At 54.5% G+C, this 26,727-nt stretch carries 18 protein-coding genes, 1 rRNA gene and 2 pseudogenes; 2 read left to right on the top strand and 19 right to left on the bottom strand.

The annotated features are described in order from the left end of the window. Nucleotides 1-652 precede the first annotated feature (652 nt). The 6 genes from F8N80_RS26440 to F8N80_RS26410 form a co-directional block, all read right to left on the bottom strand. Complete coding sequence (locus F8N80_RS26440; protein ID WP_191632986.1) at nt 653-1,345, bottom strand: PP2C family protein-serine/threonine phosphatase; 693 nt, start codon at nt 1,343-1,345, stop codon at nt 653-655. Between the two features lie 2 nt (nt 1,346-1,347). Further along, entirely contained in the window at nt 1,348-2,664 is a 1,317-nt protein-coding gene (locus F8N80_RS26435; protein WP_150785024.1) for a serine/threonine-protein kinase, read from the bottom strand. 227 nt (nt 2,665-2,891) lie between these two features. After that, nucleotides 2,892-3,110 (bottom strand): hypothetical protein, encoded by a 219-nt coding sequence (locus tag F8N80_RS26430; protein ID WP_150785023.1) that lies wholly within the window; start codon nt 3,108-3,110, stop codon nt 2,892-2,894. 405 nt (nt 3,111-3,515) lie between these two features. Further along, entirely contained in the window at nt 3,516-3,920 is a 405-nt protein-coding gene (locus F8N80_RS26425) for a hypothetical protein (protein ID WP_224790763.1), read from the bottom strand. A 139-nt stretch (nt 3,921-4,059) separates the two neighbouring features. Further along, a complete protein-coding gene (locus tag F8N80_RS26420) occupies nt 4,060-4,602 on the bottom strand; it encodes a hypothetical protein (protein ID WP_150785022.1) in 543 nt (180 codons plus the stop codon). An 807-nt stretch (nt 4,603-5,409) separates the two neighbouring features. Further along, nucleotides 5,410-5,625, bottom strand: a complete 216-nt coding sequence (locus F8N80_RS26410; RefSeq protein WP_150785021.1) for a hypothetical protein — start codon at nt 5,623-5,625, stop codon at nt 5,410-5,412. Nucleotides 5,626-5,940: 315 nt separating this feature from the next. On the opposite strand from F8N80_RS26410, the gene F8N80_RS26405 reads away from it, so the two are divergent. Continuing rightward, nucleotides 5,941-7,197, top strand: coding sequence for an esterase/lipase family protein (locus F8N80_RS26405; RefSeq protein ID WP_150785020.1), 1,257 nt, complete (start codon nt 5,941-5,943; stop codon nt 7,195-7,197). A 593-nt stretch (nt 7,198-7,790) separates the two neighbouring features. On the opposite strand, the gene F8N80_RS26400 is transcribed toward F8N80_RS26405, so the two are convergent. The 9 genes and pseudogenes from F8N80_RS26400 to F8N80_RS26360 all read right to left on the bottom strand — a co-directional run bounded on the left by F8N80_RS26400 (nt 7,791) and on the right by F8N80_RS26360 (nt 17,019). Continuing rightward, nucleotides 7,791-8,417, bottom strand: a complete 627-nt coding sequence (locus F8N80_RS26400) for a recombinase family protein (RefSeq protein WP_150785019.1) — start codon at nt 8,415-8,417, stop codon at nt 7,791-7,793. 480 nt (nt 8,418-8,897) lie between these two features. After that, entirely contained in the window at nt 8,898-9,338 is a 441-nt protein-coding gene (locus F8N80_RS26395; RefSeq protein ID WP_150785018.1) for a hypothetical protein, read from the bottom strand. A 1,003-nt stretch (nt 9,339-10,341) separates the two neighbouring features. Next, nucleotides 10,342-11,217: a helix-turn-helix domain-containing protein gene (locus F8N80_RS26390; protein WP_150785017.1), complete on the bottom strand. Its 876-nt coding sequence runs from the start codon at nt 11,215-11,217 to the stop codon at nt 10,342-10,344. Between the two features lie 248 nt (nt 11,218-11,465). Continuing rightward, on the bottom strand, nt 11,466-12,272 hold the full coding sequence (locus tag F8N80_RS31265; RefSeq protein ID WP_191632985.1) for a KilA-N domain-containing protein: 807 nt from the start codon (nt 12,270-12,272) through the stop codon (nt 11,466-11,468). Between the two features lie 57 nt (nt 12,273-12,329). Beyond that, entirely contained in the window at nt 12,330-12,971 is a 642-nt protein-coding gene (locus tag F8N80_RS26380) for an ATP-dependent Clp protease proteolytic subunit (RefSeq protein WP_150785016.1), read from the bottom strand. A gap of 313 nt (nt 12,972-13,284) precedes the next feature. Then, nucleotides 13,285-13,839, bottom strand: a complete 555-nt coding sequence (locus tag F8N80_RS26375) for a phage antirepressor KilAC domain-containing protein (RefSeq protein WP_150785015.1) — start codon at nt 13,837-13,839, stop codon at nt 13,285-13,287. A 531-nt stretch (nt 13,840-14,370) separates the two neighbouring features. Then, nucleotides 14,371-15,078 carry a recombinase family protein gene (locus F8N80_RS26370; protein ID WP_150785014.1) on the bottom strand — a complete coding sequence of 236 codons (708 nt, stop codon included), beginning with the start codon at nt 15,076-15,078 and terminating at the stop codon, nt 14,371-14,373. A 160-nt stretch (nt 15,079-15,238) separates the two neighbouring features. Next, nucleotides 15,239-15,475: pseudogene (locus F8N80_RS26365) on the bottom strand (site-specific integrase); the annotation flags it as partial. 146 nt (nt 15,476-15,621) lie between these two features. Further along, on the bottom strand, nt 15,622-17,019 hold the full coding sequence (locus F8N80_RS26360) for a tyrosine-type recombinase/integrase (RefSeq protein ID WP_224790762.1): 1,398 nt from the start codon (nt 17,017-17,019) through the stop codon (nt 15,622-15,624). Between the two features lie 43 nt (nt 17,020-17,062). Here F8N80_RS26360 and F8N80_RS26355 point away from each other — a divergent pair. After that, nucleotides 17,063-17,200, top strand: a pseudogene (locus tag F8N80_RS26355) (LysR family transcriptional regulator); the annotation flags it as partial. Between the two features lie 34 nt (nt 17,201-17,234). Here the strand turns inward: F8N80_RS26355 and recD are convergent. The 4 genes from recD to rrf form a co-directional block, all read right to left on the bottom strand. Then, on the bottom strand, nt 17,235-19,340 hold the full coding sequence (recD, locus tag F8N80_RS26350) for an exodeoxyribonuclease V subunit alpha (protein ID WP_150785013.1): 2,106 nt from the start codon (nt 19,338-19,340) through the stop codon (nt 17,235-17,237). Next, nucleotides 19,337-23,026, bottom strand: coding sequence for an exodeoxyribonuclease V subunit beta (recB, locus tag F8N80_RS26345; protein ID WP_150785012.1), 3,690 nt, complete (start codon nt 23,024-23,026; stop codon nt 19,337-19,339). The genes recD and recB overlap by 4 nt, the downstream gene beginning before the upstream one ends. Further along, a complete protein-coding gene (gene recC, locus F8N80_RS26340; protein ID WP_150785011.1) occupies nt 23,023-26,475 on the bottom strand; it encodes an exodeoxyribonuclease V subunit gamma in 3,453 nt (1,150 codons plus the stop codon). The genes recB and recC overlap by 4 nt, the downstream gene beginning before the upstream one ends. A gap of 149 nt (nt 26,476-26,624) precedes the next feature. Then, nucleotides 26,625-26,727, bottom strand: a 5S ribosomal RNA gene (gene rrf / locus F8N80_RS26335); the annotation flags it as partial.

The raw sequence follows: 26,727 nt of genomic DNA, 5'->3' as shown, positions 1-26,727 counted from the left end.
ATACTTCGCAATGATCAGCTCTGTTCGTCTGGAGGCAAGACAATGAGCGAACGGTCCATTACGCAATTTTTTTCCGCTTTGGGGGCTCCACTCCGTATGGTGCGGCAATCTTGGGGTGCCGTGAGGGCTGATGGAGCTGTATTCCTACGTGTGTGGCAAGACAAGTGCGAAACGCATGACGGGACGCGCTTTGTCCAATTAACCCACTTGGAAAAATACGGCGGGGATAGTAGCAACTTCGGATACAACGAAAGGTGCAGCCATATCGAAAGGATTCGGCAAGGAGCGCAGTGCTACTTGGTGATGTGTCTAGCGAGGAACCCGGAAGACAGTCCACGAGATATCAAGTCGTTCAACAGAGACGCGGTCTTCGTGGGCGGAGCCTTGAGGCAATTCGATAAGGATTGGTGGATCGAGCTTGATGGTAAGATTATGTCTCATGATCTGATGCAGAATCCATCATAATAGTGCTCTGGAGCCGAAGCGGAGGTGGCCAAAATCCGCGTGGAAGCCCTAGCATTGGCAGAGGCTATGGCAGTATGTTTAATGCGGCCGACCTGCGATACTCCAGGGAAACTGCAGAAAAAATTCTCATTTGCTGCCCGGTACTATTGAGCTCATGAACTCCTTACATACACAGAACTAACAAATATCAAAACTCCAACCCAACCAAAGTAAAGTTGTCGGTTGCAGTGATATAGTTAACCTTCTTTATAACTTCTTCGCAAAATTCAATAAAGTCAGCATGTGCAATGGAAAGGCTTACCAAGCACTTTTTAGTTACGACGCCATGAATTCCGTCCGTAATAAGAAGCAGGCGGTCGCCAGCTTCCACCTCGAAGCTGAATTCATCAATTAACAAGCTCTTGTGCGTACCAAGTGCGCTTGTGAGTACGTTCTTTCTCGGGTAATGGACGGAATCCTCTTTCGAAATTTTCCCTTCGGCGACCAGCCTTGCAACTTCAGTGTGATCTTTAGTTAGTTGTTTTAATCCAAAATCTCTCAGAAGGTATGCCCGTGAATCACCCGTATGCACACCTTTCAAAATGCCCCCATCCCAATGTATAGCCGTAAAAGTCGTCGCCATACCGTGAAGTGCTGGATCGAGAGCTGCTTGTTCATTTATACTGCGATGTGCAGCCTCTAGGCAGGCGGTCAATTGCAGCCCAGCGACAAAAGATTCCTTAAATGAATCTACTGCTAGCTGGGAGGCAATTTCGCCTCCTTGATTTCCGCCGACACCATCTGCTACACATGCAATCGTCTCGATGCCTTTAGTCTCGACGCAAAATGAGTCCTGATTATTGGTACGAGGACCCTTGTCACTAAAAGCAAATATTTGCACGCTTAACAGACCTGATTTAACGTTGATAGAACTGTAGGGTGAAACGTGTTGCGGGATATGCCAATACTGCCTTCCAAATGCTTTACTGCCTGGCAGGCTTTTACACCAAGAACTCTTATCTCAAGTGCAATGCGGCGTGCAAGATCAGGATCCATTGACGAACTGCATAGAGCCGCAAACTTACGCTCAACGTACCAGCGATTATGGCTAGTACCCATTATTAAAAGCGCAAGCATGATCTCAGCTTGGCAGGAAAAGTCGGGGCACTGCATAAACTCTTGTAGGCGATTGGCGATACCATCGCAGGTTTCGAAGTTGAAACTCGATTCTTTCACCCAAGCCCCATATACAGTTCCGAGGCGACCAGCCAGAGCTGAGTCCATAGTAATCAATTCACTGATTCTATGCAAAGGAATAACTTGCAACAATGATTTCACATCAGTAGATGGGTAACCGTCCTCCACTTTCTCAACGATTTTCTTCCAAGTTGCTGCTGGCATGGCCGCCGTGCCCATAAGCACCGTTATAAAGTCGGCCACTTGGGGTTCGGAGGCAGTGATATGAATCTGACCAAGTGACAAAATTGCTTCTCGGAGATCCGAAACAGATCCAAATCGGCGCGATGGCTCTCGTCTTGTACAGCAACGCATTATTTCAGAATAAGGTCCAGATTCGGAAATTTCGAAACAAGGAATACGGTCATCGGTCCCAAATAGATCGTGAAGTATACAGCCGACGGAATATATATCCGATCTGAAAGATGCCAGCTTTAAATCGGTTGTAACTTCAGGAGCTGTATAGTAGTCCGACCCCATCCGCATGCCCGTTTGAGTTAGTACGGACAACTGCGTATCCTTTACGGAAATCAGACCAAAATCACTTATTACGTATCTGTCCCCGTCTGTTGAGCGAAGCCGTAAAACATTCTGGGGCTTTAAATCTCGGTGCTTTATATCAAGCGAGTGGAGCTCCTCTAGCCCCGCTAGAATGTCCATCACTGCTTCTATGGCCCGCCCTCCCAATTGGCGGTCGATCTGAATGTCCTTATCGAGAGATGCTTCCGCCAAGGGCATTATAAAAGAAGGAGGACTGCTTCCGAGACTTGAATCAATAACGGGCATTATGTTTTTGTGACTCAGTGCAGCTTGTACCTGCGCTTCTCTGATGAAGCGACGTTTGACATTTTCAGCGAGTTCAGGAGGGAAATCTCCCCCTTGATTGATGCTAAATGTTTTCCTAGCAAACTGCACTCCGTTTGGATCTGTCACTAGGTCGACATTGCCAAAGCCGCCCCGCCCAATTTGCCTTACAGTTTGCATATTTGCTGTCCTTGCTTGGAAAGAATGCCGCGTATCTGAGAGGTCAGATCATGAGGGGATGGTACCGAAAAATCAACTCGCCCGACATTTCCTAGGATGGTAGAAGGGGCTAGAAAGCAGGTCAAACGGTAGCTCAGGCTACGGTGCTGCACCCGTGGTAAATTATCTTCGCCGTTCGCTGGTGGCTGGTCCGTATCGTCTAGCCTTTTTCCCGCGCTAAATCGGGGCTATGAACGCCGTAGTCGCATAATGGCGTCTGTGATGCCTTGAGCATTCGTGTCCAGCGTTTCCATTGCCGCCGTTGCGTTAGCGGCAACACTCTTTACTCCATTCTCAGAGAGCCACTTGGTGATCTCCTCTATGGCAGCACCTGTGGCGTGCTGGTTGTGCAGGAGCAAAGTCAGTGCGTCCGCTATGACGATGTTGGCTTCTGAGTTATCTGACATGGCTATCGTCCTTGAGTGATGGTGCGGGAATCCTAGCTCATCTTGCCGCTGGCTGAGGCTGGGTGGGTAATTGCTCAAGCCGGCCCAATTGTTTGCGTTCGACCTGACCAGTCCTTTGGACCGGATTTGACCAACACGGCTCCTGGTAATGACCCGCAGAGGACGACCCAAAGCGATCGGTAATTGCCCGGTCGTCTGATAACGCTGTGACTGTCGTGCAGACTTGCTAGGCCTGCGTTCAGCTCGACCACCCGGCGAGGGGTCCATGTCCGTTTTGCAATGCAGGGCAAAGGAACGTTGTTCGCACACTCTCGGCGCTGTTCAGCCAGCAAGCCATTTTGGTGACGCATGTTTGGGCGCTCGATCTGCATGGCTGGTTCTTTCCAGTTATTAGTTAGGCACCCGTCAAAACATTCCTGCAGAAAAGTGTGGAACGTCTTCGATATCCCTTACCACATCAGCCGCGTAGAGCATGGGCCGCAAACGGCGGGAAGCCTCTCCTTGCACCAGGACTGAAATGGCCTCCATATCGGCCGGTCCGTCTTCAGGTAATTCAGTTTTGAAGTACGCCTGCCAAGCCTTGGACAGAGCGCCACGCACGTCAGAATATGAAGAAATAGCAAAGCGGCGGTTGAGCACGACTCCATCGATCTCAAAAGTATGCAAGTACTCGTAGCCCTCCTGGCTGCCGTTGGTTTCGCTGCAGCGGATGCAAGTACATGACCCATTGGCGAAGGCTTTCAGCAGCAAGTCGCTGAATGCCCTCACCGGTTTGAGAGTCAAACGCTTGTCTTCTTCAAAAAGGTCCACTGTGTACTCCTTTGGTTTCTGTCTGATTTCGCGGACGCGAAAATGGGCGTCCCCTATGGGCTTTGCCCCAATAAAGGGGCTGTGGTCTGCCTGGGCTCCATGTGCTATGCGGCTGGATGCGTAGTGCAGGCACACTCAATCACATCAGAGCGACCATCGCCTGTGCAATTGTGCATTTGTGTTCCTTAGCGTAAGCCTCAATGACAACCATTTTACTGGCATTGCTGATGGCCTTACGGACTTGTTTCTGGCCAGACTGGATGCCGCCAAGGGTTATTGCTGGAATGGCGCGCTTTGGCAATGGCGGGTTGGGTGCTTTCCATCCATGGCCATTGAAATTCCGGTTCGCCTCGGCCTCTCCATCATGCTTGTATTTGTTATTGGAGCCCTTGGCCTTGATGTGTTCAGGCAGAACGATGAGACCCGTGGTCATGTACTCGCGAAGCAGTTCCCGTGCCTGGGTGATGACCTTGTTTCGTTTTAATCCACCATTCTTCGCGGCTGTGGTCGCAGAGCCATTCATTTGCAAACCCTTGAGCTTGCATAGTTTGTACAAGAGCTTGTGGGAATTTTCAGAGCCCGTGATGCGAACACCTGCGGCTTTCAATTCATCAATCACGCTTTGGTGCGGATGACTTCCAGCCGTGCCATCGGGCTGCGCCTCGGTTTCTTCATGGGCCATGGTTTCTCCTATTGAAACGCGCTTTCGATGCCTGAATGCGTTCATCAAAGACCGCTTCGCATCCATGATGAGTAGTTCACGCTGAGGTATGCGGGCTCACTGTCAGGATTGTACGATAATCGTGTTCGATCTGGAGAGAGTCAGGGCGAAGCCTCCTGATAAGGGTATCAGTAGACCCGGCGTGATGTTCACGGAAAGTCAGAGAGCGGTCGTAAAGGGGTACGCGGTGGAGCCTATGATGGTTTTCGTGTTGTTCAGTCGCGGCTTGGAAGCGTCCGTTATTAGCCGTTCTCTGTCGGTCGTAAGCCACTCATAGAAATCTGCTGACACCCATACTTTTCAAAATATACACCTGCCCTGGATCTAACACTGCTCGTAAATCCATGGCCGAATATCAGGGCGGAGAATGGATCGTCGGATTCCCCGCATAGGCTGGGTCGAGGTTAAGAGCCATTCCCGGGCCACCTCGGCGTCAGCGGCTACAAATTCAGAATATCACGGGTACGAAAAACCGCCCGTAGGCGGCTGATGTCATGCTGATGGGGCTTACAGAGTCAGTTCCCTCCTGATGCGGTACACGGTTGCAATACCCACGTCGGCAATCTTGGCGATTTCTTCCACGAAGTTGCCATTCCGCTTAAGCAAGCCCGCTACCTTGCCCTACTTCGCCTGGTTACGCCCTTTGCCAGCTGGCTTCCAATCAGGATCAGCTGCACGCTTGTTCTCCAGATCTTCCCGAATCCGCTGTACCCGCATCTGTTGATCTAAGCGGGTCATGGTTGCCATCAGGTCTAGCTTTGATAACGCCTATTGCCTCAGCTTCATAATTCCAGCGGCGATGGCGGATGCATTCGTATCGAGGGTTTCAAACACTGCGATAGCGTTTTCGTAGGTCCCGTTTGAGCCATTGGCTTTGACCCACAAGGCCAGTTCTTCGAGTCCAGCGGCCAATGCGTACTGGTTGTGCAGCAACAGGGTCAGCACGTCCGCTGTGGCGATGCTGGCTTCTGGGTTATCTAACATAGCTATCGTCCTTGAGTGATGGTGCGGGAATCCTAGTTCATCTTGCCGGTGGCTAGGGCTGGGTGAGTAATTACTCAGGCATGTCCAATTGTTTGCATTCGATCTGGCCAGTGTTCTGGACCGGATTTGACCAGCACGCTTTTTGACCATGACCCGCAGAAGACGACCCAAATCTACCCTTGGTGGACCGCAGGCATCGCTCGTAGGTTTGTCACCTATACTCAGACCGTATCGATCGGGTTGAGATCTTGAGAAGCGAAGATATATTTGTAGTGAGCCCGTTAAGTCGTTGAATATTAATTCGTGGAGAAGGCGATGAGTTCAGTATCGTTATATCAAGTAGATGCGAAGACTGAGGCTGAAATCGTTGCAGATGTGTTGTTTGTGCACGGTGTTGGCGGTAACTATCTGGATACATGGCACCCGCCGGGAAAGGCTGAAGATTTTTGGCCGTCTTGGTTGTCAGCCGATATAGAAAATGTGCGCGTATTCAGCTTAGGATATCCCGCATCAGTGACAATGTGGAGTTCCAATTCTTCATCTATGGGGATTCTTGAGCGATCCCGAAATATTTTAGAGTACTTGACTGCTCATGGAATTGGTGCGAGGCCTACTATTTTTATTGCCCACAGCTTGGGGGGGTTAATGGTTAAACAGCTTCTTCAGACAGCGGATACTATGAATATAGAGAAATGGCGCCCATTGGTAAGTAATACCCGAGCGATCGTTTTTCTTGCTACTCCCCATACTGGAGCCTCATTATCAGATCTGGCGTCAAGATTGTCCTTCCTTAGCTTGCCGAGCAATGTCACTAAAGAGATGGCGCACGGTAGTGCTTATCTGCAGAATCTAGGAGAGTGGTTTCGCCAAAACGTTGCCCGTATGTCAATTACAGTGGCCGCATACCACGAGACGAGTAAAACTGGACCAACAGTCGTGGTCGACTCTGTTAGTGCTAACCCTGGAATCGTGGGATGTGTTCCCATTGGGGTTGACGGTAATCACCTGTCAATATGCAAGCCCCTGGAACGCAACGACCTTGTGTATCAAAGCGTTAGTAAGCTTGTGCGGGAGACCGTTTCCGCATTTCTGCGCCCAAACAAACCTGTGCGTGTTTTTTTGGTTCCAGGTTATACGGATTTGTTTTCGAAAATAAAGGACGCCCTTGTGGCTCAGGATATTTGGATAGACATTCAATTTGTAGAAGAGGACGCCACTCGATTATCGCTTGGGGTGAGTAATAATGGACTTATGCGTGATGATAAATGTTATTTGTTTTTTATAGATATAGATGAACGGGATCCCGAAAGTATAGTTGATTTAATCCAATTGGCCCGTTCGCATGGGCGCGGCAATACATATAAACCCATATTTATTTTGATTACGGCCGCCGGTAGTTTGGCAGAAGGCCTTTCTCGAATGCCTGCTTTTGCTAGGCCGGCGTTGGCGCGGTATTTCAATTTCAGTGGTTTTATTTCGGCTGACAATTTAAGCGACCGGCTTTCGAATTTACGGTTGCGAATTGAAAGTGAGTGGAGTATTAGGCCACGATCGTCCGGAGGTATTCTTTGAAATTTCGAAATTTTCTCAGAAACGCTAATTATCATGTTTTCTGGGGGATGCGGAACGAAGTCTTCAAAATACCAGTCTGGCGCAGCCGGAATACACCGAACTAGTCCACCGACATCACACTACGGACACTCTATTTGAAGGTATTCAGGTAAAAGCCGGCGGACAAGGGAGACCATTAGGCACACTGGATCTAAGTCATGACCGCTGTCGACCCAAGGCTGATGTCGCAATTGAAGCAGCAGCCGGAGATTGAGTCATGTCGCAATACCATATCGCTATCGGACGCAGTCTTCTGCAACTGCTACAACGAAAATGGTTGCTCCTCGCCGTTCTCCGTCGGTCGTAAGCCACTTTTCCAGATCCAGTGATACCCCAATTTTCAAAACCGGCATTTGCCTTGGGCAACTATCGGTCGCGATCCGGTAGCGGGAATATCAGAGCCGGTATCTGGAGAATTGCTGAAACTTCGCACTATGACGGTCGGTTCCTAACCCCTTGGAGCGATCCACGAGGCGTTACAGCAGCTAAAAACAGAATATCCTGGGATGATAAAGGTCGCAGTACTGGCGTGACCTATACGTCTCTACAGGAGCTTACAGTTTTGAACTAAGGGCAGCCTTAACCCTTTGAACTGTAGTCGTGCTGCACTCCAGCATGTGGGCTACTCCGCGAATGCTCTTGCCGTCATTCAGCAGTATCGCGATGCGGTCGCGAAGTGCTGTATCCACCTGACGACCTTTATACGCGCCAATGACCTTGCCGTTAGCGATCCCCTCAGCCTGACGGCGGCGACGGTCTTCATAGTCCTTACGGGCCACCACGGCTAGCATGTCGAGCAACATACCATTGACGGCTGCAATCATTCCTTTGGTGAAGTCGTCCATCCCCTGGGTGGGCTTCAAGGCTGCGTGACTGGTAGACAAGTCGAGCGATACGACCGTTACCCGCTTGACTGCAATCCGGGCTTTTAACAAGTCCCAGTCTGGCTGGGTAAGTCGGGACAGGCGGTCAACGCCTTCGATCAGCAGCACGTCGCCTTCATGGGTGTCTTCCAGCAGACGGAACAACTCAGGCCGCTCCAGCTTCGTCCCACTCTCGTTCTCTATGTAGAAGGCTGCAATCTTGTGGCCCTGTTCCGCCGCGAACGCTACAAGGGCTTCTTTGGCACGGGATGCATTCTGCTCGGAAGTTGAAGCGCGAAGGTAAGCACGGATGAACATGGCAGAGCCTGCTGTGTATTAATTAGGGTGTGTTACATAGTGGTGTAGCACGTAGGGTGTGTCAACTATTATATTTACCCTCTTTAACGGGGTGTTTTGGCTACTTTTCGTACAGCTTTTCTGTGGTGCCTGATGCGTACCCGTAATGACACAGAGGCCAGCCCTGTAAAGTCAGGGCTCCGTGGTGTGGCTGCTGGGGTTTGTCCACTACTGGGCATACCAAATCCAAGGCCCTGCAATGCAGAAGCTGGAATTACTCAGCCGCTGCTGTGGCACGTTGGGGGGCGTCATTTCTGGAAATGAGACCCAACCGAGGACTCCACAGAACTGTGGGCTGTGAAAAGTTGCACGAAAAGAGAGGCTGGCTTAGCACCTGTAGTGGCAATGCGCCATAAACCGGGGGTTTCGCGGGGTGCAGGGTGGTATAGGGGTGTTACCGACGCCTGTAAGAGAATAGATACCCAGTTAGTTCCAGACTAGTTATCCGAGGGCTGCCGCCTTACGTGCATTGTAAGCTCGGAACTCTTCCATTGTGAGTATGGGCAGACCACCCATTCTCTGGAAGGCATTATGCCAGTTCAATTCTTGCTCTTCTGGCGTACCTCGATACTTCACTTCCATCGCTGCCAAGTCCAGGTCAGCTGGCCAATACTGCGTCATCTCCCGCTCGTACCTCCGGTCGATACAACCAAAAGTATCACCAGAAACATCCACGGATTCGACGGTGCATTTAGCCAAGCCTTGAACCACAAGAGCCTTCAAGGTTCGGGTCAAGTTGGCTAAGTCGAAGTCGCCGTACTCCAAGTCTTCTTTTAGTGTCCGTTGAACACTTGCGGCAGTGTGGGGTGGGAATACGTTGTTCCAGGTATCGATGTAAGCGAGAGCTTCAAGCACCCGCACCTTGTTTTTCGTCATTCTCATTTCATACTCCTTATTGACAAGTAGCGTGAGCCTACCTCGGCCCTACGCAACCAGTGACAACGGCTCAGCCACTACTGGTGGAAACTCCAGATACGTCGGGTAACGTTCAAATGGAACGCCGACTCGCGTGAAGCGGAGTTGGTTCCGGTGATGTTGACGGGCTTGCAACACTCCCGCCTCACAGGAAGAACATCTACCATCCCGTAACCTTCGGGTGGTTATCTTATGCCTAACGGCATGGTGGATGCCTGGAATTGGTAAGGCTGCCTTCCGGCAAGTGGGGGCAGAAGTACAAGCCCCTAATACTGTAGATCCTAACTCTATGTGAATATATGGTGACGCTTCGTCACGAAGTATTACATCCCAGGGTTATTATCACTATAAAGGCAGGGTGGTGCAGCACCACTCCACCCCTACTGAATAGCGTTGCTATCTTGCCTCACGGCATAATATATAGTTAGTGGGAGCAGGGGCAGGAAGCCCAAAATTTTTGCTTTGACTATGCAGGTATATTGTGACGGCACGTCACGAAGTATTATTGTTCAAGTTATAGTCTAGCAAAGAAAAAACAAGAAGAGGGTGGTGCAGAACCCCACCACTACTTAGAGATTGCTATTTGAAGAAGTTGGTATCTTATGTCTTTTGGTATCGTTATTGTAGTTGGGAAGGAGACAAGAAGCTTCCCAATATCTTCTGCTTTACTGTAAGGATTGTCTGTAACGTACCGTTACGAGTTATATATAGCAGTGTAAATCTTTAGCGTTTAAGGCAAGAGCAGGGGGCGGGGTCATGCCCCTTCTGCCCCTCTTTATACAATAAAGTTATAATCCGTGCCTCAGGCACAAGTTATTGTCCGTGACGGTAACGTCACAAGTTGATTATATTATATAGGTAGTTAATCTGAAAGCTCCGCTTTGGCGATTCGTTCACTCACCATGCTGGACATGGCGAGTTTCACTCTCTATATATCTGTCGCTAATCAACGATCATTGACCCCCTGCCACTACCCCTGCTGCCGTGCCTCGTGGCCCCAATTCTTGACCGTATTCTTGGATATGCCTAGTTCCCTTGCGGTGGTCTTGGTTGGAACTCCCGCCCTTATCATCTCCAGCGCCTGCTGCTTCTTAGGGTGCTGTGCGATGGCAACTGGCTTAGTCTGTTCGTCGTTGATTGCCCAGAGCTTGTCGAAGTCAATATCCACATCAACGGATCGTAGAATGTCTGGGTGGCGTTCAAGGTGCAGTGCAATGCCACGCAGTGCGGTTCTCGCGGCTTCTACCACTCTCTGTAGCTGACGCGTGCTCATCGGCTGCATGTCATGGTTGCAAAGGCATTCCGCTGCTGTTGCTACTGCTAACACCGGAAGGTGCAGCACCTTCTTCACATCAGCAAGGGAAACACTGTGTTTGCCATTTATCAAACCTGGTCCGGTATAGATAGCCCCGAAAGCAATGTCGTCCAGCCATGGCATGGGTCTGCCTTCCAGCCTGAGTGTACTCAATGCAGCGGCCAGCGGGTTGTTAATGACTTGAGGTTTTTTCCCAGCCTTGGACTTTTGCTCGGCCTGTTCAATAGGTTGCGTCGGGATCAGTTCAACAACCGGAGCAAGATATTCAGATGGGGTTTGTTTGCATTCCGGGGGCAGGGGACTGCCATCCTCGGCAATGTACCAGTTGCCCTTAACGCGGCAAGCCTCTCCAGAATTTTCCGGGGCTGGCTCTTGTAAATATGGCGTCCTGATATAGGTGCCATAATATTCTTTGGTGAACTTATCGTAGATAATGTCCCCGATGGCCGTAGTGCGTGCTGATGCCACCTTCATGCGAAGTTGCTGGATTGGGCATTCGTTACTTGCGTATATAGTAGTGCTCATGTTCATAATGTTCTTCCTGGTAGTTCATTTCATAGGAAAACCCTCGGTGTGTTCCGGCTATTGTCGGTTGGGAACGCGTGACCCTTATTGTAGACAGCACGAAATTCGCTCTGCTCAGTGAAACCAAAGGGCATCAGTTTGTATAAGAAGTGCTTCGAGTTCTGCCTACTTCTTTTTATACAGTTCCAGGCCTTTACTCCCCGGAGCAAGCTAGTACCCCGGTTTGTATTCAACTGTATCGCGTTAAGTAGGTGCTATGCAGCCATTTTTTCTTTGCTCTCAACGATAGGCTTTCGCACAGAGTCTGGAGCCTTCAGCTCAACATAAGCTTCAGCCTTCGCAGTGAACTTGATTTGCTGCTTCCTGTGACCGTATTCCGTTACAACGCTCTTCACGACACAGTAACCGTGGTCAACAGCCTTCGCAGTTGGAAGCGGATTAACTTCGAACTGGTCAGCTCGCAGCCAGCCGATATCACGTAGCCAAAGCTTAATCTTCCGCTGATGCAGGTTCAGACTGGTACAAAACTGTTGAAACGTCGTTACACCCGTGGAATCGATAAACTTATCGAACAACTTAACTTTCGGTGCGACTGCTCGTAGTTGCTCTTTCAAATAAGCATTCTCATCCACCAGGGCCTGAGCCTGCCACTTTAACGTTTGAATGTACTTCTGAGGGTTGTCCAGAACATCTTGGGCAGCGTTCTCGTGGACAGCCACACCGTCAGTAACCAACCGGTCGTAAGCACGGATCACCTTCAGGTGGTACTCGGGACTGATCCACATCGCATAGGCGTAGATCAGCTCCTTCACAGCGTAGCTTCCGCCGTGTCGTCCAAGCATCACGCTAACAGGCGGAATTCCGCCCTTTTCAGCCTCAGAAATCAGGGCTTGTGTTTGACCATTTTCTAGCCAGTACTTGGGCCGGTGCTTCTGATCCTCACCGCTCGCCTTGTGGACATCGTTCAGGCAATAGCGTCCTTCATCGTCCTGCCCTATGGTGATATCACCAATTAGGACTTCTTTGTTCTGGTAGTCAGTCAAATGTACAATGTTACTCATTTTTTACTAATGCCCTCCTGGGCGAATAGAGCGTCAACGAATGTCAACGCTGTTACTTTAGGCTGCGTGTTGGCTTTTCCAATACTGCAGTATTGCTTCTACTTCTCTTGCTTTGCGTTCTTTGCGGTACGCCTTGTATAGCGGCATACGTTCACGGAGGTCGTCTGCAAAGAAGTACAGATCCTTGCCATTATCTAGAACGTCAACAAACTCTTCCTCGACCAGAAAACCTTGGTAAGTTCGATCTACCCATTCATAGTTCACTCGCTCAACGAAACTTGCTACTCCCCGAATATCCGACTCTTTTCCGTGCCCTGGAGAATAAGAGCAAGAGTGAATCATCATCGTGCTACTGCTATATATCACCCATTCATCGGCTTGGAGAGCTATAGCCGAGGCAGCAGAAGCACAGGCAAATCCGATCTCGACGGTAATCTTCGCCTCGCACTCATCCATGCGTCGGCATAAGTAGTCGCAAGTTTCCAAGCTTCCGCCAGGGGATGATAGCCGGATATAAACCTCATCCTCTTCCGTTGCGCATACCAATACACGAACTAATTCGGCATACTCGTAAATCTCGCCAATAGGGCCGGTAATTGGTATTGCATATTGCGTCGAACTTCGCGTCTTGGTAATTATGTTCATTGGGTAGTGGTTGCTCTCAAGCTCAATAACGTTGTTGCTGGCGTAGTATTTCATTGGTTATCTCGTACGATTTCGAATTTTAGGTAGTATTTTCCAGCCGCCACATATGTAGCGCGTTGACTGGACTTATGTTTTTTCATTTCACTCGCGAGCGTGAGAACTAACGAGCTTGTTTCTTGCTAAAGATGTAGCCACTTCAAGCGCTAGAGAATGGCCGGCATGAAGTCACCAGCCACCTTCAAGGTGTACTTCGTCCAGATCGGTGCATAAGGTCGTCACGGGCTGCTTACGTCCATGTTACTAACGCTATCAGTTGAAGTGCGGCCTGAGCCGGAACTCACTGGCCATCTATCAGCAGGCGAAGTTGTTACAGTCCTGTTCGACCATGCTTGGCGATGAACTGCTGAAGCCAGATTAATCCTTTGCCAGTGAGAAAAGGCATCGACTTTAGCTTCAGCTCGCCGGTGTTACGATTCATGTATTGCAGATACTTTACCTCGAATTGACCGGCATCGAGATGCTTCTGGTAAGGGCGGTTAAACCGGTGGGTGCTGCTCATTAGCACTCGATGTTTTCGAAGGTATTTAAGTAACCGAGTCCGCCCCGTGCCCATGATCTTTGCCGCTTCATCAATATCGAACAGATGTCCGGTTGCAGCCACTTCGTCGTAGAAGGCTACCTTTTCGGCGTTTTCTTTAAATTGCTGCTTCAGTACTCCAGCTTCGTGTTCCAGTTTGAGCCGTTCCTTTTCCAGCATGCTAGCGAGCTTCAAGACGTCAGTTAGATTGCTCGGAATAGTGTCTCCGCTGTAATTAACCGATGCCTTCCGCAAGTGACGAGCGAAGGGGCTCCCGTTAGCCATGATGATGCCGCTATCAGTTTTGGTGTGTGCAGTGCTGGAGTATGTTTTTTGCATTTTCATATATTATTAACTTCTTAAAATTAGGGTGCAAGTGCCCGTCGATAGAACTCTAGCGATAATAATGGGCGGTAATGTTTACGGTTTCCTCGCGCAATTCTAGTACTGGCGAGGTGAGTACCTTTTCGTGTGAATGCTAAGTCATAAGTATATTCTCTTGTCGGTTGCACAAGGTTTTTATAGGCAAAGAGGTGCCATCACAAAAACTTAAATTCCGTCGTATTAGTAGAGAGTGGGAATCGAACTGATCTAATGGCTCTATGCTCAGCCATATTCGCGGAGGCGATTCTCTTAAGTCATGTTGTTGCTCTCCATCGTTGGTTGAGGTGTATCACGGGCACAGTCTTATCTTGCAATCATGGCATGTTGTTTACTCGCGTAATTTAAGTTAGGGCGAAGCTTGAAATTGCGGAATCCCGGCTACGACGAAAACCCTGTGCAGTTCCCTGTATTTTCGGGTTCGGCAGAGAGCTGTGGTAATACGGTGTGCGATAAATCTGATGAGTTGCTGTGTTGCTGTAAGTGGAGTAGGAATTATAATTTTAAATTTAGTGCTTCCATTACTCGCTTAACTTGAGTAGATGACCACAAGCCCCCGCGAGAAGTTTTGATCCCTTTGCCATTAAGACAGTTTGCGACATCACTCAATGTTGTCAAACCTGTGTCAAGGCAGGCTTGTATGTGAGGCCGCACTTCAGAGTGAAACACTTTAACCCGATTGGAGACTGCGACCGCTGCTAGCTGTCTATTCTCGGATGTTCGGCCAATCCGAAACGTAGCATAATGTGGATGCTCTTCCAAAAACGAAGGGTGCAGCTCTAGACCAACAATTTGTTGAGGAAGGGGTTGGGCATCTCTTAAGCCTTTATATATGAACTTGCGTTCGTGCTCTACTAGTGTTGCGTAAAGATGTAGCTCATAAGCAGTGGCGTGTGACATAGTTGCCACCTTGAACTCCAACTCTTTCATCAACTGGGCTATGTGGTGAGCTGACCGAGAAAGCCTGTCGAGCTTGGCCACTACCAATGGTGCACCCAATCGCTTACACATGACCAATGCCTTAGCGCCTTCTAGACGTTTTCCAATAGCTACCTTACTAGCTGCCACGTCTACAAACTCGCTCACAATATCCCAGCCATTCTGCTCAGCAGCTCGGGCTATATACTCGCGTTGGGTATCGAGACTCAGTGCGCTTTCGTCGTAAGGAGACCCGGACACACGTATATAACTGACTATCTTCATTTTTCCTGCCTCCGTCCAAGTCGCTTACGACTGCTGCGTTGTTGATGAGGTGGACTATAAACAGATCTAGGAGAAACGTCAAACATTTCTTAGGCGATTTTCAGAAATGTAAAGTGGTCGTTTTTTGTACAGTTTCGACGGGGCTCGCGGTGAGACGATCCTATCGGTACAACTTGATGGATTGGATGGCCTCTGCCATGGCCTTCAACGGGCTGCGGCTACCGTAGCTGAACGTCACCGCCGCGTCTTCGTGTCCGGCTATCCGCTTGATAAGTGAATCCTGTACCCCCGCATCCCGCAGATCGTCGATGAGCGTGTGCCGAAAACTGTGAAATGCCTTTCTCGGGTCGGTGACGCCCAGCTTCGTCTTGTATCGACCGAACCACTTCGACGGTGCTGACTCCCGCCAATCACCGCCCCCTGCCCTTCCTTTATATAGATTCTGGATGACGCTGCCAGCCACGGCTCATTGCCGGTCGTATCACGGCGTTGACGGGTAGTTTCCGTCTGCGGGTGCTTTGTTGGTGACGGGTCAGCGTCTCGTCACACGTTGTTGAGTAGTAGTACCTCGGCGTTAGGTGGCCTTGACGCAGTCTGGTTCGAGAACAGCCCGCTCAGCATTTCCGCGATGACCTCAGCAGGCACACCAGAACCGTAGGTATCATAGGTTACGGTTCCCGATGCGTGCCCCATGACGGCTTGGGCGTGGACGGTAGGGATACCCTTGATTTGCATGAGGGACGCCAGTGAATGTCGGAGCGAATGGAACACTAGACCGGGACCGTAGGAGTCACCAAGGGCCGCAGGGATCGCTTGTCGGTTTGCCCAATCGCCCGCTGTCTTGTAGCCAATCTGCGCCAACGCCTCCGACTTACTAAGTTTGCACGCCTCGACGTATCGTAAGAAGGCAGCGAGGTCGAACCCGTAGGCACAATCAGTCAACGGCACCAATCGTTCACTTCGCTTGTTCTTGATTGACTTTCCCTCCCCCGCCTCATTGATGTGGATCGCAACGATTCCCGCCTCCAGGGTCAAGACGTCACTCGTGGTCAACTGGGATATTTCGTTCAGGCGCCCGCCAGTGATAGCCCCCAGACTCAGAAGCCAGCGTTTCCACGAGGTTTCAGGAAGCGTATTGCAGTAAGACACCAGCTTGACTACCTGATCCTGTGTAAACGCCTTACGGGTCGACTCAAGCCCCTTGGTGAGCTTCAGCTTCTTGTCGAATGACTTGGGTATGTGACCATTTTCAACTGACCACGCGAGGACTGCTGACAGCTTCACGATCAGCTTATTGACCGTTGAAGGTATACGGCCATCTGAAAATCGATCACGCAGGGCCACGAGGTCAGCCCGTGAGTGAGTCCGCATGTCCAGTCCACCGAGAGCCGCAGAGATTGTCCCGTGGCAAATCTTGGTTTCCTTCAGGGTCGACGCCTTCTGGTCCTGTCCACGGTCAGCCAAGTAGAGGCCCGAGAGAATCTCAAAGGTCATCGCTGGGGCCAATACAGATATCGATACTGGGACGTCCGCTACTGGCTTCATTGGTCGCAAAGAGCCGCCCACCAAGCCTGAGTGGCCATCATGCAATCCGCCCCACACCTGCATAACGCTGGCATCACGTCGAGCCTCAAACAGCTCCACCGATACAACACGGAAATGTTCTTTCAGCTTGCTCCACGAAGCATCAGCATTATCCAAATGGAACGCCCTAACGAACCCCAAAAGATGTTCTGAAGCGTCCAATGCATCCCGCCTGTTACTGGTCTTGAGGGAAACTGAAGCAAACTCAGTGGTGCTGCCCGTGGCCCTGAGACGCATGTAGTAAATCCCGTTACGCCTGAAGTAATACGGCTTGGCGAGCCTTGTGGTCGGCTTCACAGGACGAGCGAGATTTGTAACGGTGTTTGTAACAGCAGATCGAACTTCAAGGATGCTCATAGCGGTTAGCCCCTGTATTCATTGGGTTAACCTGTTTTCCTTGAAGTTCTGGATGTACTGCCGCGAAGACCTGCGCAAGCTCAAGCGGATCACCTTGCTGTGGGATTACATCCGCGCGGTCACAGAACGGAATCAGGGTCTGTTGATGGGGGAGAGCCGGAAAATGTTGTTCGCCGATTAGTCGGCGTTCGCACAGTGTTTCCGCTCCCCTTCAATCACCCGGCCAAGGGCGGCTCTTCCAGCTCCAGCATCAACCCGCTCAAGCGCTTGACCTTGCGCCGCACCGCCTCTTCGAACACCCCGGCACGGGGTTCGATCAAGGTGAACCAGTGCTTTGCCCGGGTGATTCCGGTATAGATCAGCTCTTTGGTGAGGACCGGGTTGAGGGCGTCCGGCAGAATCAACGCCGTGTGGGCGAATTCCGAACCCTGGGATTTGTGCACGGTCATGGCGTACACGGTTTCGACATCATTGAGCCGGCTCGGCAGGACAAAGCGCACGCCGCCCTGCCCGTCATTGCGTGGGAACGCCACACGCAGCACCCGCTTCCCGGCCTCGGGTCCATCACGCTCCGGCAACTTGAGCGTGATGCCGATATCGCCGTTCATCAAGCCCAGGCCATAGTCGTTACGGGTCATGAGCACCGGGCGGCCTTCGTACCATTGGTGGTCACTGTCGATGAGCCGCGCCTTGAGCAGCGCGGCGGTCACTCGTTGATTCAAGCCTTCCACACCCCAGGGCCCCTTGCGTACTGCGCACAACAACTGGAACGCGTCGAAGGCTTGCAACACGCTACGGGCCCAGTCGATCCAGGATTGATCATGCAGGGGCCTGTCGAGCGCTGGCCGCTGGCTGCGCAGCAAGGTCAGGTAATGCCGATAACCCTGCGGCCCGTCGCCATGCCCCTCAAGCAGCAGGCGCTCCAGCGCCCGATCCTGCTCACCCTTGAGGGACAGGCTAAACACGTCGTCGTGACTGCGCGCTGCCAAGAGCTTGCGCGCGTGTTCCGGGTGCTGCTGGTTCACCCAACGCGCCAGTTGGCCAATGCCGCTGCCCTCGCCGAACCGCCGCGAGTGGCGCAGCATCACTACTTGCTGGGCGAGTGGATGAGTCCCATTGATGTCTTCCTGCAAACCGCTGGCGTCCAGACGTTCGCCACTGACCGACTCCAGCCACTGCCGGGTCTGCGGGCTGTACCAACCGGCCTCGGCATCGCGGCACAGATCGCCGAGCACGGCACCGGCCTCCACCGACGCCAACTGGTCCTTGTCACCCAACAGCACCAATCGGGCATGGGCCGGCATCGCGTCCAGCAGGTTGGCCATCATTTCCAGGTCGATCATCGAGGCTTCGTCCACCACCAGCACATCCAGCGGCAGGCGATTACCCGCGTGATGCCGGAAATGTCGCGTACCGGGACGGCTGCCGAGCAGGCGGTGCACGGTAGTGACGTCCGACGGGATTTTTTCCCGTATCGCTTCATTGACTTCCAGGGTGCGAACCTGGGCACTGATGGACTCGGTCAGCCGCGCCGCGGCTTTGCCGGTGGGGGCGGCGAGACGGATGCGCAAGGGTTTGCCTGCCTCCACCGCCGGCGCCTGCAGCAGGGCCAGCAAGCGCACGACCGTCGTGGTTTTGCCGGTTCCCGGGCCGCCGGTGACGATGCTGAAGGCACTGCGGGTGGCCAGGGCGCAGGCGAGCTTTTGCCAGTCGATCACTTCGTCGGCCCGGGCAGGACCGAACAGGCCGGTCAGGCGTTGGGACAAGTCGTCCGGGGTGGTTTCGTGTTCCGCCAAGCGCTGGCGCAACGAGTGATCGATACGCCGTTCGTAAGCCCAGTAGCGACGCAGGTACAGGCGTTTGCCCGATAGCACCAAGGGCCTCTGCTGCGCGGCTTCACGAGCGTCGACCGCCAATGCGACCAAGTTGCTGGCAGCCAGCACCTTGCACCAGTGAGCGGCGTCCAGCGCCTCAAGCAATTGCGACGGCAACAGCATCGCGTCACTTTGCAGATCGCCTTCGGGCGGCAGTGAGAGGGCGAAGTCCGGCTCTTTCAGCGTCTCGAACAGATCCAGGCAAACATGGCCGTGCCCCAGTTGGTGACTGGTCAATGCCGCGGCCAGCAGTACCAAGGGATCATCATTGGGCGCGAGCTCATGCAGAAAGGCCACGAAGGCCTTGTCCAGCGCCCGCAACCAGCCGCGTTCGACCCAGCGCGTGAGCAACAGCAACAAGTCATCGGCGCGACTCAAGGGGGCCAGGTCTGCCAGGCTTTCGGCGGCCAATGGCGTGGGTAGCAAATCGGCGAAGGTGCGACTCATAGCAGTACTCCCTGTTCCCAGGCCGGTTCTGCCTTGGGCTCTGGCTTGCCCTGGAACATCCGGTCCAGGCGCTCGATCAGTTCTTTTGGCGGACGGGCGAAGTACACGCCCTGGCTGGATGCGCGCGTACCCCGCAGGAACAGGTACAACGCACCGCCGACATGCCGGTCGTAATCGTAATCGGCAAGCCGCGCCTTGAGCTGACGATGCAAGGCCAGCAGGTACAGCACGTATTGCAGGTCGTAACGGTTGTCGAGGATCGACTGCTCCATGGCCTGCTCGGTGTAGGCCATGTCATCGACACCCAGCCAGTTGGATTTGTAGTCGGCGACGTAGTAGCGGCCGTCGTGCTCGAATGTCAGGTCGATGAAGCCCTTGAACATGCCGTTGAGCAACACCGATTCGGCCGCCACCCGTGCCACACCGTTGTGGGTGTATTGGCGCACGAGCTCATCGAGCTTGAGTACATCCACCTTGTGGCTGGCGAACCAGAACTCCATCTCGACGCGGTATTGGTTCAGTTGGCCGAAAATCACCGGCGACTGCCCGGCACCCACAGGCAGCGGGGATTTGAGCAGATGCTGCAGCCAGTCACTCAGGGCGGTGATCCAACCTTCCCAGCCGCGACGGTTACAGCGACGCGCAATGGCGTCTTCCACAGCTTGCGGTGTGACGGCAAAACCTTCGTCTCCCGCCCACTCCAGCAAGCCATGAAGGAAAGTACCGGGGCCGGGGCCACGGGGGAATCGATGGATGTCCGCGCCGCCGGCAATCACTTCTCGTGGTGCTTGCGGATCTAGGCGTTCGTCGTCGAAGAGTTTTTGCGCTTGAGGACTCTCGGGGGCTTCGTCACTGCCCTCGCTCAGTCTCTCGCCAATGCGCAAGGCACTGTAAGAGGCGATCCACCAGTTTTCACTGGCCTTGCGCTTAGGGATTAGCGCAGCGAGCAGTGCCGCTTCGTTGTGTGGCGGATGGTAATGCTCGGCGCTTGCTTCAGGCATTTCACCATAGCTCAGTGCCGGGCAATCCTGCTGCAGGTATTCCAGCCAACGCTTCAACCCGGCCGACTCAGCCAATGGCGAACCGCTCCCCAGCAGATAACCCAATGCCGAAAGGTGCAGCACCGAGCTGTTGTTATTGCCGCGCTTGAGGTCGCTCACCCCGAGCCAGCAAGCATGTTGCGCCCGGGTCAGGGCCACATAGAGCAACCGCAGATCCTCGGCCAGGCGCTCATCGTCGGCCAGGGCAATCAACTCGGCCGTCGGCTTCAAGGTCACCTGGGCCTTGCCGCTGGCGTCGTGGTAATGCAGTGGCAGCCGGCTGCCATCCACCGGTTTCGCCGAACAAATGAACGGCAGGAACACCAAGGGGTACTCAAGCCCCTTGGACTTGTGAATGGTCACGACCTTGACCAGTTGTTCATCGCTCTCCAGGCGCAGGATCTGCTCTTCGCCCGCCTGGCCGGACAACGCCAGGTGCTCGGACAAATGCCGGATCAGCGCCTGCTCGCCATCGAGTTCGGCAGCCGCCTGTTGCAGCAGCTCGGACAGGTGCAACAGGTTGGTCAACACGCGCTCGCCATCGCTGCGCGCGATCAATGCCTGGGGCAAGCGGAAGTCATGCAGCAAGCGCCGCAGCATGGGCAACACACCCTGCTTGCGCCACAGCTCGCGATAACCGCGAAACTGCATGACCCGAGCTTCCCAGGCCAGTTCGTCCTGATTCAACCGCTCAAGTTCAGCCAGGGACAGGTTCAGCGTGATGCACGCCAGCGCAGCCCGCAGTGGACGCTCGACATCCGGCTCGGCGCACGCCTTGAGCCAGGTCAACAGGTCGTGGGCTTCCTGGGCGGCGAACACCGAGTCCTTGTCCGACAGGTAAACACTGCGCACGCCCCGGGCCGAGAGTTCGGCGCGCACGGCCTGGGCTTCCTTGCCGTCGCGCACCAGGATCGCGATATCAGCCGGCAACAGGCCCCGAAAGTCTTTGCCGTCCTGTATGAAGCCCGCACGACCTTGTTGCCCGCCGTTGAGCAACGCCGTGATTTCACTGGCGCAAGCGGCGGCCAGTTGTTGCCGGTACACCGCACCGGAGAGGGGCTGTTCGGCAGACAGGTGCCAGACATTCAGGGCGGGGACAACCCGGCCTTCGATGTGCAGCGCTTCTTTGCGTCCCTGGGATTCGACGGGCAGGAACGGCACCGGGTTCTCGCCGTTCTTTTCACGAAACAGGAAAGCGCCCTGCCCGGACTCGCGCGACTCGGCACGCTCGAACACATGGTTGACCGCACTGACCATGCCATGACTGGAGCGGAAGTTGGTGCCCAGGGTATGCAGGCGGCCAGCGGTGGCCTGGCGAGCGCGCAGGTAGGTATAGATGTCGGCACCCCGGAAGGCATAGATCGCCTGCTTCGGGTCGCCGATCAGAAACAGGCCGCTTTGCGGGTTGTTGTCTTCGATGCGATAGATGCTTTCGAAGATCCGGTATTGCACCGGGTCGGTGTCCTGGAACTCGTCGATCAACGCCACCGGAAACTGCTCGCGGATCAAGGTAGCCAGGCGCTCGCCGCCCTCGGATTGCAAGGCTGCATCGAGGCGCAGCAGCATGTCGTCGAAGCCCATTTCCGCGCGACGACGTTTCTCTTCCTCGAACCGTGCCCCCACCCATTGGGCGGCATGTTGCAGAACCGCTGCATCGGGCGTCGGCAATCCATCGAGGCTGAACTTGAGGCCGGGCATCGCCTCCAGGCCGGGATGACGGGGCGGCTCACCCTTCCATGCTTCAGCCATGCCATCGGGCGTCAGGCGGGTGAAGCCGGTGCCGATATCCAGTTGTTCGAGGGATTCGTCTTCGGCCCAGGCCTTGATTTTTTCGAACCAGGGCTCGAAGTAACGCGCCTGCATCTTGCGCCCGTCGACGCTCTTGCTTGCAACGCCCTGATGACAGAGGGCAAGCAACTCGTCCGCCCACTGGCGCCAGGGCATCTTCAGTTCAAGCAAGGCGGCCCGTCGTTCCACCAGGCATTGCGCGATCAGCTCGGCAGGCGCTCTACCCTCGACATTGTCACGCTCGCTGGCGAACAACCCGCGTACTCGCGGCAACAATGCCGCCGGGCCGCCCCAGTTGCTGCGAACCCAGTTCAGCGCATCGCCTTGCATCGGGTAGCAGAACATTCGCCAGTAATCGCGCAGGACCTCACCCAACAAATCACTGTGATCGGTTTCCAGGGTCTGGGTAAACAGGCTGCCACTGTCGAACGCGTGTTCGCGCAACATGCGCTGGCACCAACTGTGGATAGTCGAGACGGCGGCTTCGTCCATCCACTGGGCGGCGATATCCAGGCGGTTTGCGCATCCGGACCACTGCTCGGGCAGGTACTGATCACGCAGCTCGGCAATCAGCGCATCCGGCGCCGGGGTTTCCTCGCGGAAGAACCGTGCAGCCTCGGCCAGACGCGTGCGAATACGTTCGCGCAGCTCTTTGGTGGCCGCATCGGTGAAGGTCACGACCAGGATGTGCGGAGGTAACAGCTCACGTCCGAACCCGCTCGGTTCCCCGCCGTGGCCAAGGACCAGGCGCAGGTAGAGGGCGGAAATGGTGAAGGTCTTGCCGGTCCCGGCGCTGGCTTCGATCAGTTGGCTGCCACGCAGCGGGAAGGCCAGGGCCAGCGATGTTTTCGTGGTCATGAGCGCGCTTCCTCGCTGGTCAGTGAACGCCAGGGGGCTTCAAGCAGTGGCCGATACAAGGCGTCGCACCAATCGGGAAAAGTCTCGTCGGCCATCAGCATGTCGTAGTCGGCGAATTGACGACCCAGCGCCGGGCTTTCACGGCGCTCGCCATCCGTGGTCAGGCCATCGCCTTCATAGGCCTTGCGCGCAGCGGCCCGGGCTTTGACCGGATCGGTCTGACCCAGCCAGGCGAAGGCTGTTTTCACCGCAATCGGCAGCGGTTGGCGCATACCGGTTTGCCAGGCCAGCAACAGGTCGCCCAGAATCCGCGAGGCTGCACCCTGCTCCATCGGAGCGAGCAGCAGACTTTCATCGCTGGCCACCAACGCCGTGGTCAACGCCATGCCACTGGCGCAGGCCACCAGATGGTTGACCCATGGCCGCGTCAGGCGATGCCATTTGCGCGACTTGATCGAACCGATACTGTTGGGGATCGTCGTGACCGAAAGCAAACCACCGTCTGCACGCTGATGCAGGCCGCTGAGCCAACCTTCCAGGCGCAGGCCTTGAAGCTCCAGATTCACCGGCAGCGCGCTGGTGAGCGGTGTAGGCCATAACGCCAGGAGTTGCCGGTAGCGCTGCAGCAGATCCGGCAATGGCTCGATCAATTCTCGCTGCAGACATTCACCAAAACCGGCCATGGGCAGTAACCCGCTGTGCTGCAGGCGCCTGGCCTGCGCCTCCAGCGCCTGATCGGTGTGATCCGGCTGTCCCAGCGCCGCTTCGAGAAGCTTGTCGCTGAGGCTGTAGCGTTGCAGCGCGTCGAGTACAAAGGGCTCTTCATCGGCCAGGGGTGCGTCTGCCGCTTCGAAGAACACCTTGAGGCGCTGGCTAAAGAAATGTCGTACAGGATTGCGCAGGAAATCCTGCAATTGACCGAGGCTCAGTGGCTCTTCCTGAAGGTAGGCATCGAGGACCTCGATCTCAGTCTCGGGCTCGCTCGCTTGATGGAGCACCTGCCATTCGTTGGCATAGCTGAACAGCTCATCGCCTTCGTGGAAATAACGGGCGCTAAAGGGTTGCAACGGGTGTTCCTGAGTCATGGCCTCAAGCAGGTTTTCGTCCGCTTCGTGCAATCGCCAGCCGCTAGCCAGATGGTCACGCAGCTGGCCAATCAGCACCGATGCAGGCCGCTCGCTGTTATCCCGAATGCTGCGGCCGACCCAGCTGATATACAGTTGGTCACGCGCCGACAGCAGAGCCTCCAGCAGCAGATAGCGGTCATCTTCGCGCCGGGAGCGATCGCCGGGGCGGTAATCGCTGCCCATCAGGTCGAAGTCCAGGGGCGGTTGCGCCCGCGGGTAATCGCCGTCGTTCATGCCCAACAGGCAGACCAGCTTGAACGGGATCGCGCGCATGGGCATCAAGGTGCAGAAGTTGACCGCACCGGCCAGGAACCGCTGGGACAAGCGCCCTTGATCCAGCCCGGCCAGCCAGGCTTCACGGACGACGGTCAGGGATAACTCGTCGCGCAAGCCAACTGATTCACAGGTCTCAAGCCAGGTTTCACGCAACACTTCGAGCTGGGACAGCAAGTAGTCGTCATGCTCGTTGCTGGCCTGGAAGAACAACTGCACCAGCGCTTGCAATCGCATGCCCCACTGCTTGGGGGGAGCAGGCCGAGAGAGTTCCTGGTGGGCGATCTCCAGCGCATCCAGCAGTGCGACCAACGGACCGATGAGCGCGGCATCCAGACCGCCGATCTCATCGTAGGGCTCGATGCCCTCGCAGGCACCGCCGCTGCCCACAGCATAACCGAGCAGCATCCGCCGCAGGCCGAAGCGCCAACTGTTCTGCTCCAGCTCCGCCGGCAGACCGAGACCCGCACGTTGCTCGGCGTTCATGCCCCAGCGAATGCCCGCGCCTTCGATCCAACGGTGCAGAGTTGGCAGGTCACGCTCCTCCACCGCAAAGCGTGCGCGCAGTGCCGGAACGTCCAGCAGATCGAGGATTTCGCTCACCGGGAAACGACTGTCAGGCAATTTGAGCAGGTGTTCGACAGCGATCAATAGCGGATCACGGCCACGTTGGCCCTGGTCTGCAAGCGTGAAGGGAATAAAGCGCGGATCATGGCGATCAAGCTGACCAAATACCGCTCGAATATGCGGTGCGTAGCTGTCGATATCCGGGACCATCACGATCACGTCGCGCGGCCTTAGGTTCGGGTCGGCGCTGAAGCGCGCGAGCAATTGATCGTGGAGGATCTCCACTTCGCGCTGTGCGCTGTGGGCAATGTGAAAACGGATCGATTCGTCCTTGTCCGGATCGAGCGCCGGCCAACGCTCGCGAGTCTCGTTCAGGGGACGTAATTCAAGAATGTCGTCCTGCAGCTGGTTGAGCATGTTCTGCGGTTGGCTGTCGCTGAACAGATCAATGCGCCCATCACGAAAGGCCGAACGATAGCTGTTGGGATCATCGTAGCTGTCGAGCAGATTGATATAGTCCCGCCCCTGCTTGCCCCATGCCGCCAGTAGCGGGTGGGCATGCTGATGCAGGGTTTGCGGATCGAGCACAACCGGCATGCCGCTCTTGCGCGCCTGACGCTTGTACTGATGTCGCAACAGGTCTTTATCGGCGACGATGTCTGCCCAATGGTGACGACAGGGATTATGCACGCAAAGCAAAACCTGGCTGAAACGAGACAGGCCGGCCAGGGCTTCCAGGGCTTGAGCCGGCAGCGAGGAAATCCCGAAAACGATCACCCGGGAAGGCAGCCCGCCAGGGGCCACATCGAGGCTGTTGATGCGTTCGATAAACCGCTGATGGACACCGGCGCGGCTTTGCGCCATGCCTTTTTCCCCCACATCCAGCAACAATGCACGCCACAACTCTGCCTGCCAGCAGTTGGCCGGGGTCAGGGGTTTGGTTTCGCCTCTGCCGTTGCGTAATTGATGTCGGCCTTCGGCCCAGTCTTCGAGCCAGTCGGCCCGGTATACCTGGTATTGGTCGAACAAATCCGCCAGTCGCTCGGCCAACTGGTAGCGCTTGCGTAAATCGCTGTCATTGGCCAGGAAGCGCTGCAGGGGCTCGAAGTGCGATTGATCGATCAATTGCGGCAGCAGGCGCATCAGACGCCAAGTCAGTGGGGCTTTGTCGAGCAGGGATTTGACCGGGATTTCGTTACGGCCAAGGACCATGCGATAAAGCTGCCACATGAAGCTGCCCGGTAACTGCACGTCGATGGCGGCGGCGATGCCACAGCCACCCATGTCGTCATCTTCCGGGTCTTCGGCCAGTGCCAGCTTCAACCATTGGGCGATGCCGTTGCTCTGCACCAGGGCGATTTCATTTTCCAGGGGAGCCAGCGGGTAGCGCCGCATCCAGCTGACCACCAGACTGCGCAACTCGTCCAGGCGGTTGCCGTGAACCACCATAAAACCAGCACTGAGGGACGTCGCGTCCGGCATAAAGGCTTCCTTGGGGAAAGCAAAATCGAGGAATGGACTTTAGCATTGAAGGCGACGTGTGTAGGAGCGAGCTTGCTCCTACAGCGGCTTTCCTGCGGACAAAAACAAAACCCCTACCTGCATGCGCAGATAGGGGTTTCGGAATTTAATCTTGACGATGACCTACTCTCACATGGGGAAACCCCACACTACCATCGGCGATGCATCGTTTCACTGCTGAGTTCGGGATGGGATCAGGTGGTTCCAATGCTC

It is taken from the genome of Pseudomonas fluorescens (genome assembly GCF_902497995.1).
GTDB lineage: Bacteria > Pseudomonadota > Gammaproteobacteria > Pseudomonadales > Pseudomonadaceae > Aquipseudomonas > Aquipseudomonas fluorescens_BK.
Note: the sequence above shows the minus strand (reverse complement) of the source record. Positions and strands in the feature narration are given on the sequence as shown.